The following is an 18343-nucleotide window of genomic DNA, read 5'->3' as shown; positions in this document are numbered from 1 at the left end:
GCTACAAGACCATCAATAATTTCCGTTCTAGTAAGCATGCCAACAACCTGATTAAGACCGCCTTTATTTACTTTACCCTCCTCATGCGTGAGAATGGGCTGATTGAAGATGAGGCACTCTTTATTGATGGTACAAAACTGGAAGCCGATGCCAATCTCTATTCTTTTACTTGGAAAAAAGCTGTCATTAAGTACGACGAAGCATTGAACGGTAAGACCGCTGAACTTTATGATAACCTTGTTCAAGAAGGGGTAGATTTAGCTCTCTCGAAAGAAGCATGTGAAACTAGCGAGGGATTAGTGCGCCTTTTGAAAGACACAGAGCATGCCTTGGCGGAAGTTGAGAAAGTTATTTCTGAGGAACCCAAAGTGATCAAAGGTGGCTCTGCTAATAAACAAAAGCGACGTCGCCTCAAGAAACTCCGCAATCAGTTGAGAAAAGACTACCTTCCTCGTAAACAGCGTTACGAAGAAGCAAGAGTAATCCTTGGAAATCGCAATTCCTTTTCTAAAACAGATCATGACGCTACCTTTATGCGGATGAAAGAGGATCATATGAGGAATGGCCAGCTCAAACCTGGCTATAATGTCCAAGCTGCCACCAATGGTCAATATGTTCTTGCCTACGATATATTTCCAAACCCAACAGATACTAGAACGTTAAAGCCTTTCCTCGAATCCATCCAAACTCTAGACTTGTTTCAAAACATTGTAGCTGATGCAGGGTATGGGAGTGAAGAGAATTATCGTTTTATCATTGATGAGTTGGAGAAAACACCTCTGATTCCATACAGCATGTATCAGAAGGAACGGACTAAGAACTATAAAAACAGTCCTCAAAACCAAAACAACTGGACTTACCTTGAAGAAACGGATCAGTTTGTGAAACCAGACGGGGTTGTGTATTCCTTTAAACACTATTCTCGTCGAACGGACAAGTATGGTTTTAAACGTGACTTTAAAATCTATGAGGCGGATAAGGTTCAAGACACACCAGGGTTGGAACAACTAGCTAAAACCGAGTGTGGTCGTCAGAAACAAATCCATTACAATCCAACTTGGAATTACTTTAAAGAACGGATCAAGGAATCATTGCATAGTGAAGAAGGCTCTCGTATCTACGCCAAACGGAAAATCGATGTCGAACCCGTTTTTGGCCGATTGAAGAGTGTTTTTGGCGTGCGCAGAGTTCATGTCAGAGGTCACCAAGCTGTTCAGACAGAAATTGGCTTCCTCTTCATGAGCATGAATCTCACAAAATTGGCCAAGAATCTAGGCTCAAAAACTTCAAAAACTCAAAAACCACACAGTGATTCTTTCATCTTGATTGTTTTCAAGACAGAAATCACGGTGTGGTTTGATTTTGAGGCTAGTTTTTGCCCGGCCTCGAATTTCGTATTTTCCTAGTCATTCTTTTCGTAAATTTTTCATAGTTGACACTACTATCAATAAACTGTTTTAAAAGAAATAACTCATTATAATCAGCTACCATAATTTGGAAGAGATTATCACCCGTTGCAGTAAATCTGACATTACTGTTAGGAACGGATTTAAAAAAATTAAAAATCCATTTATTGATACTCTTTATTTCATTTATGTGGCGCTTTTTTAATTTATCATAAATCTCACAACAGAACTTTTCCACCTCAGTTTGCTCTATTTTCTCCAGTTTAATCATTTTTGTTCTCCCTAATACTCAACCTCTCCAACACTCTCTGCGCCACTTGCTCTGGCACACCCAGCTGGCGGATATCTTCGACAGTGGCTTCTTTGATAGCGGTGATGCTTTTGAAATGTTTGAGAAGAAGCTGCTTGCGTTTGGGACCAAGCCCTTCGATGCCGTCGAGTTGTGACGAGAAGCTGTTTTTGCTGCGAACTTGGCGGTGGAAGGTGATGGCAAAGCGGTGCACTTCGTCTTGGATACGGTGGAGGAGGAAAAATTCCTGTGAATTGCGGGGCAAATCCACCACCTCTAAGGGCTGACCAAAGAGGAGTTCATGGGTCTGGTGGCGGTCATTTTTTTGCAGGCCAGCGATGGGAATGGACAAACCTAGCTTATCCAGGCTAGCCTTAGCCGCATTGACCTGACCTTGGCCACCGTCGATGATAATGAGGTCTGGCAGGACAGTTCCCTCGCGTAAAGCTCTACTGTACCGTCGCTCAATGACCTCCCGCATAGAAGCATAGTCATCTGGTCCAGCAACGGTCTTAATCTTGTACTTGCGGTAATCGGACTTTTTGGCTCTGCCATTTTCAAAAACGACCATGGCAGACACAGGTGAGGTTCCCATGATATTGGAGTTGTCAAAAGCCTCGATGCGATAGGGCGTGGCAATTCCAAGAAGTTTGCCCAAGTTTTCAATCGCCCCTTGGGTCTTGAGCAAGTCTTTTTCCGCTAGGTCAAATTGTTGCTGCAGGCTGACGGTCGCATTTTTAACAGCCAGGTTCACCAGCTGCTTTTTTTCCCCTTTTTGAGGAGTGATGATTTTGGTCGGGACGATGGCACGCACCAGCTCCTCGTCAATCCCCTGCGGGATAAAGATTTCCTTGGGCAGAAAGTGCCGCTTGTCCTGATAAAACTGACCCATATAGGTCAGAAAATCCTCGTCTGGGTCATTGTAGTAGGGAAAAAGCTGGCTATCGCGCTCGATGAGCTTGCCCTGACGGACAAAGAAGACCTGCACGCTCATCCAGCCCTTGTCCACCGCATAGCCGAAAATATCACGGTCTTGCATGTCGGCACTCATGACCCGCTGCTTGGTCCGCAGAGTAGCAATGCTGGACAGCAGGTCCCTGTACTCTGCCGCCCGCTCAAACTCAAGCGAACTGGCAGCGTCAGCCATCTTACGCCGCAAGTCCTCCAAAATCTTGTCGTCTCGACCATTGAGGAAGCCTTTGACATCCTCAGCCATTTTAGTGAAATAATCCTTGTCCACCTGACAAACGGTGTGGGCATGGCACTGGCCGATATGGTAGTAGAAACAGACCTTTTCAGGCGGATTGGTGCACTTGCGGAATGGGAAAATCCTGTCTAAGAGCTTCTTAATCTCATGGGCAGCATAAGAATCTGGGTAGGGACCAAAGTAAATGCCGTCGTGCCGTTTAACCTGACGGGTAATCATCAGACGGGGATAGGTTTCCTTGGTAATCTTGATAAAAGGATAGGACTTGTCGTCCTTGAGTTTGATGTTGAACTTGGGCTTGTTTTCTTGAATGAGGTTGATTTCTAAGAGCAGGGCCTCGGTGTTTGAGCCTGTCACGATAAACTCGAAATCCGCAATCTCAGACACCAAAAGTTCAGTCTTGGTGTCGTGACTGCCTCGAAAATAAGACCGTACACGGTTTTTCAGGTTCTTGGCCTTGCCGACATAGATAATCTGCCCATGCTTGTCCTTGTGCAGATAACAACCAGGGCTGTCTGGCAGGAGTTCTAGCTTGTGTTTAATCAGTTGGTTCATAGGTCTATTATACACTAATCCAAAAAAGGATTCCAATGCCAATAGTTTGCCTTGAAATCCTTATTTTTTAGATAACATAGCTTCTAAGCTAGACTGATAGGAAAAGCTGCGCTACATCAAAACTTTTTCACCTAGCGCTAGAGACTAGCTTAACAAATGAAGCAATTCTTGGTAAGTTCTAACTTCATAATCAGCCTGATAGGGGGTCTGGTTTTGCTGACCTTTAAAATTAACCCAAACCGTTTTTAAGCCAGCTGCAATGCCGCCAGGTATATCAGCTGTCAAGGAGTCGCCAATCATAAGCGCTTCCTCGTGCTGAAAATCCTTGATCTGCTCTGCCATTTTTTCAAAAAAGGCAAGGGCAGGCTTAGCGGTTCCCATCTCTTCTGAGATAAAAACCTGCTCAAAGTAAGAAAGCAACCCTGAAGCTTGGAGCCGCCCTTTCTGGATGGCAGCGATGCCGTTGGTTGCAGCAAAAAGCCGATAACCACGCGCAACAAGGCTGGTCAGAAGCTGGTCTGCTCCCTGATAAATCTGGCCTTGCTGGCTGAGGTGCTGCTGATAGGCCTGAGCTAGCTCCTGGCCATCAACGAACTGATTAAACTGGGCAAATGTCCGTGAGAACCTTGTTTCTACCAGTTCTTTTTTGCTAATCTTGCCAGCTTCCAAATCCCTCCAAAGCTGACTGTTAATCCTGCGATAAGCAACCTTATAAGCCGCTATATTTGTGACATGATACGGCTCAAAGAGCTGCTGGAGCGCTGCTTCTTCTGCTGCATCAAAATCCAGCAAGGTATGGTCTAGGTCGAATAGTAGAAATTTGTAATACAATTTAGGGAGTTTCCTTTCTAGGGTAATACGACAGTCACTTATTAAATAACTTAGCCCAATTTTGCTTAGAACTTAGAATTCTAGCAACGTAGACATTATAGTTCTCAATATAGTAAAAGGCCAAGTAATGCTCAATTGGCATGTAACGATAGCGTTTACCATCATTTGTCAGTTCACCATAGCCTCGTCTAGAAACCAACGGACAGGCTTCTGGAAAAGATTCCAAGGTTTCAAGAGCTGTTAGAACAAGGTCAAGTTTCCCATCAGCCGATTGTTGACTATAAAAATTGAGTAGAATATAGTCGTGAACTTCTCGTAAATCTTTCTTTGCTTGATCTGTAAGAGAAACATGATAACGTTTATGATTAGTCAAGACCAAATTCCTTTCTCACATCCGCTAAAGCAGTCAGCTTACCTTGCTCGATTTCTTGATGACCAATCAGAATCTCCTTTTTCAAATCCTCAAAGGCAACTTGATACTGCGTCTCCTGAGAATCGCTGGTGACGAACTCTTTTGGATCAACTGCTCCAGTCGCAATTTTACGAAGGGCTGCATTGAGCACATCAGACATGGTCACGTTCTCATCCGCCAATATTTGTTTTGTTTGTTGGTAAAAAGCAGAATCTGCTCTGAAATTTACTGGTTGAGTGCTTGCCATAATAATCATCACCTCTTTGTAAAGATATTTCGTAAATACATTTTAACACACACTGTGCTACAAAACAATCAAAACTGACTATGCTATAGTACTAAAGTTCATCACATTACTAAACCAGCAAACGATTTGAAACAATCCAAACGATTACCTATTTCAATCAAAATTGCTAATCTGTCATTATGCTAAGAACTACTTCCTCTAGATATTTATCTTTCAACCATATACGAAAAGCCCTTGAAACCAAGCACTTTCAAGAGTTTTAACTGCTTGGATGTACCGCTTACTTCAACTGATTTCAAAAAAGAGAAGACCAATTTGGTCCTCTCGAGATGTTAGCTGACATCTACCCACTACAGTTGACAATGAGGCGAAATTTCTAAAAATTTCTGTACTCTCAGTCCTGCGCTAGCTTTTTCTTCACAGAAAGTAATAATACACTCACTGCAGCTATTAACGTGTAAAGAATCCACGTAGCTGTTTCATTCCAGACCAGTAGCCCTGATAGGAGGAAGCCTCCAACAGGAATGGCTAATTGAGTAATGGTGGATATAAGCCCCATAACCTGACCAAAGTAATCTTCGGGTATCGCGATTAGCAATTCACTGGTTAGTTTAGGACTTGATTTGGCAAAAATATAGCCGGTCATAAACAAGAGAACCAGCAAAAAATAGCCTTGGTAATTCAAGAGACAGAGAAAACCAAAGAGAGCTACCAAAAGACCATTGCAGATGAGCAAGAAAGGATAGGTTTGCCGGCTAAACCAGTCATTTGGCGTCAAATCACCAGCAACGAGACCTGCTGTTGAGACGAGGTTGAGGGCTATCAAAATCTGCTCATAGCTTAAAATCCCTATGGGATGAGAGAGAAAGTACATGTTAAACATGACATTTTCAGCTCCAGCAAGGGTAAATTGTAAGGTCAAAGCTAAAAGAAGCCGCTTAACTGAAATACCACTGCCTACAGTTTCAAAAGCGCCTTGCAAAACTTTCCAAGCCCCTTTTAGAGACTGTTTCTTAGACTTTTCTGGCTCTTCTTGACTGTTCTGTGCTTCTTTTTCAACTAAGCTATCGTAGTCTTTGAAGATACCGATGAGTAACACTGTTGATAAGAAAAAGGTCAGAGCATTAAGAAAAGCAACCAAGCCATAGTTGTTATGACTAATCGTCAGTAGCCAAACTCCTAGGAATTGCCCTCCGATATTTGAAAGGATTCTAACAAAATGATTGAAAGAAAAGGCTTCGCGTAATTCCTCTTCTCCTAGAAATCGCTTAAAAAGTGGCAGACGTAAATTACTGCTGTAGAGGGCAAGCATATCGCTGATAACATTAATAAGACAGATAAGAGAAAAGGTGACAAAGGTAGCGTTTTGTGTCAACCATGCCACTCCGATAAAAAGCAGAGCTTGGACATAACCTGAAATCAAAAGAGCTCTTGACTTGTTTTTAGTCTTGTCCGATTGAAACCCTACAAAAATCTGGAAATAAATAGGCAACATCATGATGTTGTTAGCGATGAAAAGCATGGTTTTGGAATGGTAGACCTCCGCCACATAGATGACAAAAACCAGATTATAAATGGCACTACCAAGATTGTTTAAAAAGTTAGACATAACCATTCTTCGGAAGAAATGATTTTTTAAGACAAGTTTCATACGCTAGTTTTCTTTCTAAGTCTTTGATACTGATAGATAAAGTCAGCGACTTCCAATTGATCATGAGTTAAATAGATGGAGCAAATCGTCAGTTGCTTCTTGGCAAATTCCAGATACTTAGGATTAGCAGACCATTCATAAACATCTAGTAGTGCATCTATACAGCCAAGCATACCATCTAAAAATCTTGGTCCTTGGGCAAAGTCAAAGCAAAGCGCATCAGCCATCGCCAAGATTTCTTTATCAAATCTCTCACAGTCAATAGTCATCAAAACTTTTATGGCGCCAGCACTGCCATTTATCAGATAGGGTGAGCAGTAACCTGGCTTAAATTGTAAAGATTTTCCTCGATCTACTTCTCTGAGAGCAGCTAGCAATTTTGAAATGGCATACTCGCAAATCTCTTCACTAAAATAGTGTTTTTTTAATTGAAATAATAAACCTGCAATGCCGTCTAATCCAATATGTTTTTCTTTATCCAACAAACAATAAAGCATTTGCTTATTCTGAGCATTGGCTTGATATAAACTGAATTGTGGACACAAGTGCTCAATCAAATCAGATAAACCTTTGAAATGAACAATGTTTTCTTCTTGGATATCCTCCAGAGTTATTGAGTTATCATGGCTTTTTACTTGGACTTGTCTCAATAATTTTTGAGCAACTTTAATATCTGCATCTGGCCTTAGAAGATATAAAATAACATCTCCAATAGTTGATTCTATTCCAAAATAATAGGCAACCTCTTCCAAGATAGAAATATTACTTTCCCAATCTTTGGAAGTATGTAATTTACCAGCAAGATATAAAATCATATTAGCAACTTTATGGCAATCGGCAACTTTTCCATCTAATTTATTCCAAGACGGTAAAGCAATTTCTGATTGAATAGGAATATAAGATTCCCCATAGGGATAAATCATTTCTAAATCAATTAAGAAGAGTTCCCCTTTTTCGTCAAACCGAAAATTATCTGGATGGATATCATGAATCACATCATTTTTATCATGAAAATAAGACACCAAGTCAAAGATTTTTTCAATGATGTTTAAAAAGGTTTTAAATTTTAGGACGTTACCACTCCTATCACTTGCTTCCATACCAAATAGGGAATATCGAGTAGAATGCTCATATAATTTATCGCCACCAATATAGTGGTAAATATAATAATCATTTATCCACTCAGACATCTTTTCTATCGGTTGCGGAATAAAACGCTTGAAGTGATGTGATCGTTGAAATTCCCTATTTCTTAGTTCCGCTTTGGTGATTGCTTTATTAAACATAATATGAGGTACAGCTTCTTTGACGATAATTTTTTGCGAGTCTGATAGAAGCTCTCCTTGATACACATTGCCACCGTTCTGTTTTTTCAAAACTTCTGTGACTTTCAAGCGCTTGGCGAGATGACTGGATGTTTTTATAAGTGGTTCTTGTATATCTTCTACGTCAATAGGCAAATCAAAATAAGATTTTTGGTAATCTTGCCAAATACTTCCGTCACCCCCTTTGATGGTCATTAATCCCTCTTCAAGATAATCTAAGGATTCTTTAAAAGTTCCATATCGGTAAAAAATCAGTTTTGAGTCTTTATAAGGGCGATCACTTAAAATGTAAATCCCATCCTCATCTCTTGGAAGATAGTCATAGAGTTCTTCTAACAAGGCTATGCACTCTACTCTAGTTTTTGGGTACAAGGTAAAGAGTTTTCCTGATTCTGCTGTGGTTTCTTCTGTAGAAAAATTAGTTAAAACATTTTTTGCCTCTTTTATGTATTTGTAAGTAATGTTCCTAGTGGACAAAAATTCTAGCATTAAAGCAGTTATGTTTTGATAATTACCCCATGTTGCGGAGATGTGAATTTTAAAACCAAAAATTGGCAGTTTATCAGTCGATCTGACATGAGTAAAAAATGTCTTATCCATGCCATTTTTCCTTTAAGTGAGACATTTTTTCTCTTAATTTTTTGAATTTCGCTTCCATTTCTTGGAGTTTTTCTTCATCAACCACTTCAAATAATTCCAAATCATCTCTACTGGAATCAAAATTTTCAAAAGTTTTACCGTTAATCACACACGATTTAGTTTGCATCTTACTTAACCCTCCAATGTCCTAAAAGATATGGGACAGATATTATGCTATCCGTCCCACTCTCATAAACAATTACTGCTAGAAAACTATTCTAACAGTCAGCTAATTAACAAGAAATTGTAACAACATCACATTTTCTTGTTTCAATACTAGAAATTGTATCAACAGATTTCTTGTTGAGTTCTTCGATAAAATCAGTCATGAGTTTTTCCTCCTTATTTTGATAGTTTAATGATAACAAAAAAGTCCTTTTCAGAACTTTTTTTGACTATTTGCAATTTTGAAGAATCTTGTCAATCTCCCTGCGATAATATTGAGCAAAATCGCTAGCGTCAAGCTTAATGAGTGTCTCAATCAAGTCATCAATCTCCTGCTTAGCTTCTGTACCACCTTGACAATATTCCAAAGTGGCTTGTGCTAATTTAAGGACAATACGCAGATACAATTCTCTATCATCGTCAAAATACTGGTTAATCTGCTTTTCAAAATATTGAGCATCTAAAAATCGTCTTCTTTCAATGCTAATAAATAGGGCAGTCAAAAAAATAGAATGCATGAGTAAACGATTATTATAATGCTTATCTAAAAAATCCATGCGGTGCAAGAGTTCACGGCAGTAGGTTACCATTAAATCAGATGGGAAAAGGTTGATACTTCTAACAAAGATGTAAAGCTCATATTGCCCCCATACACTGTTTTTGAAAAGATAATCTTCCACTTCGTTTAACTCCGCCCTTGACATTTTCTTTCCAAAATCTTCATCTAAAATCGTTGAAATCACCAACTGGTTCAGGCGATGGTATTGCTTTTTGCCATCTTTAGTGATAGCCTGCGCTTCTTCCTCCTGAAGTCGGAGAAGAGCATCCATGTCCTTATTATCTCTGTATCTGTTAACTTGCATTTGAAAACGTTGAAAATCAGACATATGAAATCCTCGCAACAGGTGCAAAAATTCCTCGGGATCCAGATAAATATTGTCCAAGGCTTGAAAGAGTTTTTCAGCTGAAATATCCGTCTGCCCATTTTCAAAACGTGATAACATCGAAGTTGAAAATTGATTACCCGTCGCTTCTTTCAACGTAATTCCTCGTTCCTTTCGAAACATGGAAAAAAGTTCTCCAATATGCATGCTCTACTCCTCCATATTGCAAATATTCAATAATGCAAAAATTATTATAACAAAAAAGTACAGAAATTTCTAAAAACTTCGAAGAGTAGAAATTTGTAAGACAATGGAATGAGCTCCTATCATTATTCCTGGTTGCTTCGACCTGTTGCAACAGCCTGCTCGATAACAGGACTGGCTGCTTTGACACCGACAAAGGTGTTAATCAACTGCTTGACATCTAAACCGACGGCATCGTTCAGGCCTGACTGAACCTGTGTCATAGACTTAGTGATGTCTTCGACCATCTTGGCTGAATTACCCTCTCCGTACATGGTGATAGAATCAATCTTAGCCAGAGGTTCAGCAACTGCCCTTGCCACATCTGGCAGGGTATTGAAGTACATTTCAAGAACGGCCGCTTGGTTCATCTTAGCCATGGCTTCGGCTTTTTTCTCCAAACCTTCCGCCTCAGCCTTGAGTTTAGCAGCGATAGCCGCAGCTTCTGCTTCACCTTTGGCACGGATACCTTCTGCTTCCGCCAACATAGCCTCCTTGTCTGCCAAGGCTTGCTTGGTCCGTTCGTAGGCTTCCGCTTCTGCTTCTTTTTGGCGTTTAAAGAGTTGGGCTTGAGCCTGCTGTTCCTGGGCATAGCGCTCAGCATCTGCTTGCGCCTTGACTTCAGCTTCCAGAGATTGCCGTCTAACCTTAACTTCTTGCTCTTTAACCAAGGCCTCCTGCTCCTGCTTGACGATATTGGCTTCCGCAGTTTCGCGCTCAATGTCCTTACGCTGAATCTGTTGCTGAATAGAGTAGGCAGCATCGGCTTTGGCGGTCTCGGTATCTGCTTCTACCTTGAGGGCAGCTTGGCGTTTGGCCAGTTCTGTTTGTTTTTGGGAGATTTCAAGCTGGGCTGCTACCTTGGCATCGTTGGCCAGCTTGTCTGACTCAGCCTGTTGTTGGGCAACTTCTTGAGCAGCTTTAGCTTTGGCAATGGCTGCTTCTTTCTTGATCTGCTCAGTGTTGTCAATACCAAGATCTTTAATAACCCCATTCTCATCCAATAGGCCTTGAATGTTAAAGGCAACGATTTCCAGACCCATTTCTTCTAGGTCGAACTTGGCATTCTCTTGGACTTTTTCAGAGAAGGTGGCCCGCTCCTTGACAATAGCTTCCAGCTTCATCTGACCGATAATGGCACGAAGGTGACCTTCCAAGGTATCTCGTACCTCATCAGCGATTTCTTCTTGAGATTTGTAAAGGAAGTTACGTGTCGCTGCTTTGAACAACTCCGGTCGCTCCGTTCCGATCTTGACTTTAACTGCTGCATCAACCTTGACGTTGATGTAGTCATTGGTCGGTACAAAATCGGTTGTCTTAGCGTCAACCGAAATCATCCCAGCTGTCATGGTGTCCACCCGTTCAAGAATCGGGATTTTCCAACCTGTTCTACCATGCAGGACCCGTTGGCCACGCGGACCCGAAATTACCTTGATTTCACCAGGCGAAGCCGAGACAAACCCAGCAAAGAAAATAGCAATGGCCAGGATAAGGATCACAATAATCCCACCGTAAGCAAATACTTGTCCAAAATCTAACATCACATACCTCCTCATTAGATGATGACACCTTTATTTTAACAGTTTTTTCACAAATTTACAAGATTTATTAAAAAAGAGGGCGCCAGAGGTACTTAAAAAATGGTCATCTGCTTTTCTAGTCTTTCTACTTTTATCTGAACTCTCTAACCGTTCCAAGAAATTGAACTGATTGTCACTAAGTATAATCCTCGGATCCAAGCACATCCGCTAAATTTCGCAACGCTTGATAGGGCATTTAGGAAGTTTGAGGTTATCCCATGTAGGTACTTTCTTTTATTTTTTGTAAAATAGCAGAGCAGACAGTTCATTCCTCTTGGCCAAACAGATTTACTCTTGTTCTAAAGGAGTATCACCCTCCCTGTCAAGATTGGATAAACTCTATCTCTCTTCAAGAAAATTTCTGTTTTAAATCTAGAACAAATAGCAAGTTTTTAGTTAGGTAACAGTTTCATTTTCTGCTATAATCAATCTATGACAAAACTTGCGATTATGAGTGACCTCCACATTGATCACAATGCTTTTGGCCTGTTTGAAATGGAATTCTTCAAACAGATTCTTCAGGAGCAACAGATCACACATCTCCATATTGCAGGGGATATTTCCAATCAATTTGAGCAAGTGACGAGGCCCTTTCTTGACCAAATCGCTGCTGTAGTGAACGTGTCGTTCAACCTTGGTAACCATGACATGCTGGGGATGACAGAAGCGCACATTCAGCAACTAGATGGCGGTCTTGTGGAGCTGGAAAAGCGGACCCTCGTCCATCTTGCTGGCTGGTATGACTATAGTTTTTATCCACATAAAAGTTCAGAAGAACATCTAAGAGACAAGCAATTTTTATGGTTTGATCGCAAGCTCGACCGTTCAAAGAGTGATCTAGCTCTAACGCAAGAGAGCCTATATTGTGCTGAAACATTATTGCAAAAAGCTAAATCAGAGCCTCTTGTTGCCCTTCATTTTGTGCCTCATGCTGACTTTATTCCTGAACATCCCTATTTTGATCGTTTTCGGGCTTTTTTAGGAAGTCAAGCCTTCCATCACGTTTTCTTGGAGTATGGTGTTAAAAACGTTGTCTTTGGCCATCTACACCATCGGATTGACCGTATCATCGATGGGATTCATTACCAAGCTAGACCCTTGGGGTACAAACGCGAATGGCAGCTGGTCCGGGATTTCTACACGGCCTATCCTGACTACCAAATAAATCCTAGCTACAAGCTGGCGAAGCGCTACCGCGATATCAAGGACCTGCCTGTCTTTCGGCAATATTATCAAGACCACCTCAAGGAAGAACTCCAGTCTGCTATGACTATCTTTGACTAGCTAGAAAAGATTTGAAAGGCAAAAGGTTTTAGAACCTGTATTCACAATAGGGATGCTAAGCTAATTAGGCTAGTTTTTGTCCAAATGAGAACAATTTTTTGCAGGGATAATGCTCATATTTCCAGAACACCTGATAGTTAGTAAGCTAAAATTAGCCCATTCTAGTCAGTGTTTCTGTTGTGAATACAGGTTCTTAGAAAACTAAAAATGAACCCCCTTATACTCTTTGAGAATCAATGATAACCCTGAACGTCAGTTCTACTATCAGTTTCCTTACCTAGGCTAGAGTGATTTTCTTTGAGTATTACCAGTCCGACACCAAAAAAGAGAGCTGAGACAAGCCACATATAATAGGCTCGTCTCACTCTCCTTTTTAGATTTTACAAGGCTGTACTCTGGTTCTAACTAAGAAGTTTAGGAAATCGTCGCCAGCGTTCCCGTAGCTTTTCAACAAAAAGATAGGCAGCAGGGCAAAAGAGCGTGTTTTTCAGGGTTAAATGGTTGATCTGGTAGATTTTCTTCCGATCAGTATGGGGAAATTCCCTGCAAGCCTTAGGCCGAACATCGTAAATAGAACAGAGATTATCTTCCCCTAAAAATGGACAGGGCATCCTTTGAAAAACCTTATCACCATCTTCATCTGTCCTTAAGAACATGCTCTCAAAGGCTGGTAATTTCATGCGAAAATGCTTAGCAATCCATGTAATATCGGCCTCTGTAAACAGGGGCCCTAATCGTTTACAGCAATTAGCACACTGGGTACAATCGATTTCCTGAAAGACCTCTTGATGAATCTCCTGGACTAGCTTGTCAAGATTCTTAGGAGGTTTTCGTTTTAACTGCGCTAGAAAAAGACGATGCTCCTTCTGTTTTTGGAGCGCCAGCTGACGGTAATGCTCGATGTCTAATTCCCTCTGTCCCACTGCCAAACTCCTTTCCTGGCTTATTTTCCAAACAAACGTGAAGCAATCTCAGCGACTGGAAGACCGATGACGGTATAAAGATCTCCTGAAATCTTTTGGACAAATCTTGGGTCCAACTCCTGAATCCCATAGGCCCCTGACTTGTCCAGAGGTTGTTTTTCTTCAACATAAGCCGCTATGGCCTCCTCCAGGGCAGGGTAATAATCCACAAAATCAATCTGGGCAAGGCTGTAAAAAACTTCCAAATATCCTTCCATCCTCAGACAGACTGAGGTCACAACCTGCTGGCTACGACCAAAATAAGAACGTAGCATCCTCTTGGCCTCCTCAAGATCCTTGGGCTTGTTGTAAATCTCTTCCCCTAGAATCACGATGGTATCGGCAGAAATGTAGAGCTTGCCCTTTTCTAAAGATCCGCTTGACTTGGCCTTGGAAATCTCGCAACAGGTCTTGGCGGCTCTCTTTAAGAAATCATCTGAGGCATAGCGTGCCATGAAAGTTTCTTCTATCGCTCGCTCGTCAATAGCAACTGATTTGACCTCAGGGTTCAAAAAACTTAATAATTCCTTGCGTCTAGGGGAACCACTCAACAGGACAACGGATTCCATTTCTCCTCTTGTCCCGAATGATTCGTATTCAAAAATGCCTGTCACACTAAGCCTCCTTGCTGTCTCTTAGGCCAGTCACAAACATGGTAAAGGTCCCTTTCACCAAGAGGTCACCTGCATCATTTTTAATCACCACTTCGATAACCTTAGTCGTTCGACCATTATGGACCAACTGTGACTGAATCCAAAGCTTTTGCCCGGCTTTAGCCGCTTTTAGGTAATTAATATTCGACTGGATAGTCACCGTGTCGCATCCAACTGTCATTGCTGTTAGACCACTGACTTCATCACAAAGGGTAAACAAATACCCTCCATGAGCATGCCCGTAAATATTCAAAGATTGCTGGCCGACCACCGTTGAAACCAAGACATGTCCTTCACCAACCTCTTCTATTGTTGCATTATCAAAGGCCACAATCGTTGTTAATTTTAAATCCTTCATCTGAAATCTCCTCGGTCTGTTAATTATGATTATTATATCATAAGAAAAGAGGGACCGGCTAATTCTCTCTGAAATAATTATAGCTCTGCTTTTCAATCTTGCAACTCTCAATTTATCTTCTCTAAATTGAAAATATATTAATTTCTTCTCATTAAAGGCTGTTTAATTAGACAGAAAAGTGGATCAGCAAAAATCGGCTTCAATATTGTCGCTATATGATTATTTTTGAACCATTCAAAACAACACAGTACGTTAAAATAAAGCTTTGTCCGTATTCAAACTGCGAAAGTAATAAGCACCGACTCGACGCTTTTTTGTTTTTCTAATCAGAAATTAATCATCTATCAAACCATTTCTGTTTCAAATATATATAAAAAGTAGTGAGTGCAATCTACCTGCGGAGATCTGCTCACTACTATTTTCTATTGGATTATTTTCAGGATTTTTAATAGTTACTTCATAATGGAGACTTCAGTTCATTCTATTCCTTCATGCATCACCACAATTACCTCTGCTATCAAGGAACTCTCTGTCCAATGTAGGTAGTGAGAATCACCTGCTAAAATCATTTGACTACTACTATGGTCCGTTTTGTATTCCGAATTCAGGTATTCTTTTTCTCGAAAAGATTGAGAAAGTATGACACTCGGCAAATGACTTGGTAGAGACCCTAGCTTAGTCAAATCTCCGTCCTCTAGCGATGGATAAAATTGAAATGATCTACTATTAACTTTATCATATTTTAATTGATTCTCAGCAAAGGATTGCCACAAGTTATGATGGTACTCAGCAGACATTCCACGCTTTGAAATAGCTCGAAAATATGGCTCAAAACCAATCTTAGCTACCTGTTTACTTACTTTGTCAAATTCTGGATAAAAGATTTCTCCTGTCAAAATAGCCACAGTCGTTGGTTCAATACCAACAAATCCCTTACAACCCGCAACTGTCTCAACTAATTTCAACCCCAATAAACCAGCAATACTATGCACGACTAGAATATAATCGGATACTTGATAATGGTTGAGGACCATTATAATAGAATCTATCCAATCCTGAAAATGATAAGAGGATTGGTCTTGGATACTACTTCCACCAATATTTGGGTAGTCAATCGTCAGTATACCTAAACTTTCTGGCAAAGATTGAAGGACAGGTGCAAAATTTTCTTTTGTTGAAAAATCTCCTATACCACTTAGAAACAAAATTGTCCGTTGACCTGATTTGAAATAGGTCATCAATTTTCCAACAGGTGTATCAACTGCATTTGCAGATAATTCCTTCTTCAAATCAATCATCAATCCCTTATTTCTTCTCGTCCTCATCCATGGACAGGACGCTGAGGAAGGCTTCTTGTGGGACTTCGACCGAACCAATCGCTTTCATGCGCTTCTTGCCGGCCTTTTGTTTTTCAAGGAGCTTGCGTTTACGAGACACGTCACCGCCATAACATTTGGCAAGGACATTCTTCCGCAGGGCCTTGATATCGCTACGAGCCACGATTTTCTGACCGATAGCTGCCTGGATAGGCACCTCAAACTGCTGGCGAGGAATGATTTTCTTGAGTTTGTCCACGATGATTTTTCCACGCTCGTAGGCAAATTCCTTGTGGACGATAAAGCTGAGGGCATCGACCTTGTCGCCATTGAGAAGAATATCCATCTTGACCAGCTTAGAGGTACGATACTCAGAAATCTCATAGTCAAAGCTGGCATAACCACGAGTGGACGATTTGAGCTTGTCAAAGAAGTCAAAGACAATCTCCGCCAGCGGAATCTGGTAGATGACATTGACACGGTTATCGTCAATGTAATCCATGGTGACAAAGTCGCCACGCTTGCGTTGTGCCAGCTCCATGACAGCTCCGACATATTCCTGAGGCACCATGATTTGGGCCTTGACGTACGGCTCTTCGATGGATTGGACACGGGTCGGATCTGGAAATTCAGACGGGTTTGCCACTTCAATCATCTCACCATCTGTCGTGTTGACATGGTAAACCACCGACGGTGCGGTCATGATGAGGTCAATGTTGAACTCCCGCTCCAATCGCTCTTGGATAACATCCATGTGAAGCAGCCCCAAGAAGCCACAGCGGAAACCAAAACCAAGCGCTTGCGACGTTTCTGGCTCAAATTGCAGACTGGCATCGTTGAGCTGGAGTTTCTCCAAAGCCTCACGGAGGTCGTTGTATTTGTTGGACTCAATCGGATAAATCCCTGCAAAGACCATGGGGTTCATCTGCTTATAACCTGCCAAGGGCTCTGCTGCTGGCTGACTAGCTAGGGTCACGGTATCGCCGACCCGGGTATCCGCCACGGTCTTGATAGAAGCTGCGATATAGCCAACATCACCAGTTGCCAGAACCTCACGACCGACCGCTTTAGGGGTGAAGATACCGACTTCAGTTACATCAAAGGTCTTGCCATTGCTCATGAGCTGGATGGTGTCGCCCGGCTTGACCATGCCATTGACCACACGAACCTGCAAGATAACCCCACGGTAAGGGTCATAGACGGAGTCAAAAATCAAGGCTTGCAGCGGCGCAGTCACATCACCAGTCGGCGCTGGAACTTTTTCAACGATTTGCTCTAAGATTTCCTCGATGCCGATGCCCGCCTTGGCAGAAGCCAAGACAGCTTCGGAAGCGTCCAGACCAATGACATCTTCAATTTCTGTCCGTACCCGTTCAGGATCCGCGGCTGGCAGGTCAATTTTGTTGATGACTGGCAGGATTTCCAAGTCATTGTCCAGAGCCAGATAAACATTGGCTAGGGTCTGGGCTTCGATTCCCTGTGCCGCATCCACCACCAAAATCGCTCCCTCACAGGCTGCCAAGGAACGAGAGACTTCATAAGTAAAGTCCACGTGCCCTGGTGTGTCAATCAAGTGAAAGGTATAGGTCTCACCATCTTTAGCAGTGTAGTTCAGCTGGACAGCGTTGAGCTTGATGGTAATACCCCGCTCACGCTCCAAGTCCATGCTATCAAGGAGCTGGGCCTGCATCTCACGGCTGGAAACCGTCTCGGTCTTCTCCAAAATCCGGTCAGCCAGTGTTGACTTCCCATGGTCAATGTGGGCAATGATGGAGAAGTTACGAATCTTCTCTTGCCGTTGTTTTAATGCTTCAATCGTTGTCATAATCTATCCTTTAGCTGTAATCATCCTATTATACCAAAAAATGGATTATTTTTTTATTTTTTTAACGCTAAAGTCTTGCAATTATGATTGTTTTAGTGTATTATGTATTTAGAACAAAAATACAATTGAATTAGAAAGGACTACTATGGCTTGGAAATTTGACAACAATCAACCCATCTATATCCAGATTTGTAACATCATCAAGCTACAAATCGTGACAGGACAACTACAGACAGGCGAACGATTGCCTTCTGTCAGAGACTTGGCTGATGTAGCGGGAGTCAATCCCAACACAATCCAGCGGGCCTTATCTGACCTAGAGACCCAAGGTTTTGTCTATGCCAAACGGACCAGTGGCCGCTTTGTCACAGACAATCAAGAACTGATCAGCCTAACGCGCCATCTGTTGGCCCAGGAAGAGCTGACAAAGTTTGTCACCAACATACAAAATCTTGGTTTCAAGGATGAAGAGATTATCCCCGAACTCGAAAAACACTTAAAAGGAGAATAA

At 41.7% G+C, this 18343-nt stretch carries 18 protein-coding genes; 3 read left to right on the top strand and 15 right to left on the bottom strand.

The window, feature by feature from the left end:
• A partial coding sequence (locus ABID29_RS05755) for an IS1182 family transposase (RefSeq protein WP_354365043.1) occupies positions 1-1406 on the top strand: 1406 nt, incomplete at its 5' end.
• Here ABID29_RS05755 and ABID29_RS05750 read toward each other — a convergent pair.
• The 10 genes from ABID29_RS05750 to ABID29_RS05705 all read right to left on the bottom strand — a co-directional run bounded on the left by ABID29_RS05750 (position 1369) and on the right by ABID29_RS05705 (position 11395).
• Positions 1369-1677, bottom strand: coding sequence for a hypothetical protein (locus ABID29_RS05750; RefSeq protein WP_354365041.1), 309 nt, complete (start codon positions 1675-1677; stop codon positions 1369-1371). The genes ABID29_RS05755 and ABID29_RS05750 overlap by 38 nt on opposite strands.
• Positions 1670-3457: an excinuclease ABC subunit UvrC gene (gene uvrC / locus ABID29_RS05745; protein WP_354365040.1), complete on the bottom strand. Its 1788-nt coding sequence runs from the start codon at positions 3455-3457 to the stop codon at positions 1670-1672. Before uvrC ends, ABID29_RS05750 begins: the two co-directional genes overlap by 8 nt.
• A 144-nt stretch (positions 3458-3601) precedes the next feature.
• On the bottom strand, positions 3602-4288 hold the full coding sequence (locus ABID29_RS05740) for a YjjG family noncanonical pyrimidine nucleotidase (RefSeq protein ID WP_354365039.1): 687 nt from the start codon (positions 4286-4288) through the stop codon (positions 3602-3604).
• A 34-nt stretch (positions 4289-4322) separates the two neighbouring features.
• Complete coding sequence (locus ABID29_RS05735) at positions 4323-4661, bottom strand: type II toxin-antitoxin system RelE/ParE family toxin (protein ID WP_156805286.1); 339 nt, start codon at positions 4659-4661, stop codon at positions 4323-4325.
• Complete coding sequence (relB, locus tag ABID29_RS05730; protein ID WP_156805287.1) at positions 4654-4947, bottom strand: type II toxin-antitoxin system RelB/ParD family antitoxin; 294 nt, start codon at positions 4945-4947, stop codon at positions 4654-4656. Before relB ends, ABID29_RS05735 begins: the two co-directional genes overlap by 8 nt.
• A gap of 394 nt (positions 4948-5341) precedes the next feature.
• Positions 5342-6556 carry an MFS transporter gene (locus ABID29_RS05725; protein ID WP_161980655.1) on the bottom strand — a complete coding sequence of 405 codons (1215 nt, stop codon included), beginning with the start codon at positions 6554-6556 and terminating at the stop codon, positions 5342-5344.
• 38 nt (positions 6557-6594) lie between these two features.
• Positions 6595-8523, bottom strand: a complete 1929-nt coding sequence (locus ABID29_RS05720) for a class III lanthionine synthetase LanKC N-terminal domain-containing protein (protein ID WP_354365037.1) — start codon at positions 8521-8523, stop codon at positions 6595-6597.
• The gene (locus ABID29_RS05715) at positions 8516-8689 is read right to left on the bottom strand and encodes a hypothetical protein (RefSeq protein WP_354365036.1); all 174 of its coding nucleotides are present in this window, start codon (positions 8687-8689) and stop codon (positions 8516-8518) included. The genes ABID29_RS05720 and ABID29_RS05715 overlap by 8 nt, the downstream gene beginning before the upstream one ends.
• Positions 8690-8957: 268 nt before the next feature.
• Complete coding sequence (locus tag ABID29_RS05710) at positions 8958-9818, bottom strand: Rgg/GadR/MutR family transcriptional regulator (RefSeq protein WP_354365034.1); 861 nt, start codon at positions 9816-9818, stop codon at positions 8958-8960.
• 122 nt (positions 9819-9940) lie between these two features.
• Positions 9941-11395 (bottom strand): flotillin family protein, encoded by a 1455-nt coding sequence (locus ABID29_RS05705; protein WP_354365032.1) that lies wholly within the window; start codon positions 11393-11395, stop codon positions 9941-9943.
• 471 nt (positions 11396-11866) lie between these two features.
• Between ABID29_RS05705 and ABID29_RS05700 the strand changes: the two genes are divergently transcribed.
• Positions 11867-12718, top strand: coding sequence for a metallophosphoesterase (locus ABID29_RS05700; RefSeq protein WP_354365031.1), 852 nt, complete (start codon positions 11867-11869; stop codon positions 12716-12718).
• 401 nt (positions 12719-13119) lie between these two features.
• On the opposite strand, the gene ABID29_RS05695 is transcribed toward ABID29_RS05700, so the two are convergent.
• The 5 genes from ABID29_RS05695 to lepA form a co-directional block, all read right to left on the bottom strand.
• Positions 13120-13641: a YkgJ family cysteine cluster protein gene (locus ABID29_RS05695; RefSeq protein WP_354365029.1), complete on the bottom strand. Its 522-nt coding sequence runs from the start codon at positions 13639-13641 to the stop codon at positions 13120-13122.
• 20 nt (positions 13642-13661) lie between these two features.
• Positions 13662-14249, bottom strand: a complete 588-nt coding sequence (locus tag ABID29_RS05690; RefSeq protein ID WP_435533153.1) for a Maf family protein — start codon at positions 14247-14249, stop codon at positions 13662-13664.
• 46 nt (positions 14250-14295) lie between these two features.
• Positions 14296-14691: a PaaI family thioesterase gene (locus ABID29_RS05685; protein ID WP_354365026.1), complete on the bottom strand. Its 396-nt coding sequence runs from the start codon at positions 14689-14691 to the stop codon at positions 14296-14298.
• Between the two features lie 476 nt (positions 14692-15167).
• Positions 15168-15989 carry an alpha/beta fold hydrolase gene (locus ABID29_RS05680; protein WP_354365024.1) on the bottom strand — a complete coding sequence of 274 codons (822 nt, stop codon included), beginning with the start codon at positions 15987-15989 and terminating at the stop codon, positions 15168-15170.
• A 7-nt stretch (positions 15990-15996) separates the two neighbouring features.
• Complete coding sequence (lepA, locus tag ABID29_RS05675; RefSeq protein ID WP_354365022.1) at positions 15997-17832, bottom strand: translation elongation factor 4; 1836 nt, start codon at positions 17830-17832, stop codon at positions 15997-15999.
• A 145-nt stretch (positions 17833-17977) separates the two neighbouring features.
• Here lepA and ABID29_RS05670 point away from each other — a divergent pair, with 145 nt between their 5' ends.
• On the top strand, positions 17978-18343 hold the full coding sequence (locus ABID29_RS05670) for a GntR family transcriptional regulator (RefSeq protein ID WP_354365021.1): 366 nt from the start codon (positions 17978-17980) through the stop codon (positions 18341-18343).

This window comes from Streptococcus rupicaprae (genome assembly GCF_040545225.1).
GTDB lineage: Bacteria > Bacillota > Bacilli > Lactobacillales > Streptococcaceae > Streptococcus > Streptococcus rupicaprae.
Note: the sequence above shows the minus strand (reverse complement) of the source record. Positions and strands in the feature narration are given on the sequence as shown.

Excerpts from the sequence above, each read along its gene's own strand:
- relB (WP_156805287.1), bottom strand. The coding sequence starts at position 4,947 with ATGGCAAGCACTCAACCAGTAAATTTCAGAGCAGATTCTGCTTTTTAC.
- ABID29_RS05720 (WP_354365037.1), bottom strand. The coding sequence starts at position 8,523 with ATGGATAAGACATTTTTTACTCATGTCAGATCGACTGATAAACTGCCA.
- ABID29_RS05690 (WP_435533153.1), bottom strand. The coding sequence starts at position 14,249 with ATGGAATCCGTTGTCCTGTTGAGTGGTTCCCCTAGACGCAAGGAATTA.
- ABID29_RS05670 (WP_354365021.1), top strand. The coding sequence starts at position 17,978 with ATGGCTTGGAAATTTGACAACAATCAACCCATCTATATCCAGATTTGT.
- lepA (WP_354365022.1), bottom strand. The coding sequence starts at position 17,832 with ATGACAACGATTGAAGCATTAAAACAACGGCAAGAGAAGATTCGTAAC.
- ABID29_RS05715 (WP_354365036.1), bottom strand. The coding sequence starts at position 8,689 with ATGCAAACTAAATCGTGTGTGATTAACGGTAAAACTTTTGAAAATTTT.
- ABID29_RS05725 (WP_161980655.1), bottom strand. The coding sequence starts at position 6,556 with ATGTCTAACTTTTTAAACAATCTTGGTAGTGCCATTTATAATCTGGTT.
- ABID29_RS05710 (WP_354365034.1), bottom strand. The coding sequence starts at position 9,818 with ATGCATATTGGAGAACTTTTTTCCATGTTTCGAAAGGAACGAGGAATT.
- ABID29_RS05685 (WP_354365026.1), bottom strand. The coding sequence starts at position 14,691 with ATGAAGGATTTAAAATTAACAACGATTGTGGCCTTTGATAATGCAACA.
- ABID29_RS05700 (WP_354365031.1), top strand. The coding sequence starts at position 11,867 with ATGACAAAACTTGCGATTATGAGTGACCTCCACATTGATCACAATGCT.
- uvrC (WP_354365040.1), bottom strand. The coding sequence starts at position 3,457 with ATGAACCAACTGATTAAACACAAGCTAGAACTCCTGCCAGACAGCCCT.
- ABID29_RS05750 (WP_354365041.1), bottom strand. The coding sequence starts at position 1,677 with ATGATTAAACTGGAGAAAATAGAGCAAACTGAGGTGGAAAAGTTCTGT.
- ABID29_RS05705 (WP_354365032.1), bottom strand. The coding sequence starts at position 11,395 with ATGTTAGATTTTGGACAAGTATTTGCTTACGGTGGGATTATTGTGATC.
- ABID29_RS05680 (WP_354365024.1), bottom strand. The coding sequence starts at position 15,989 with ATGATTGATTTGAAGAAGGAATTATCTGCAAATGCAGTTGATACACCT.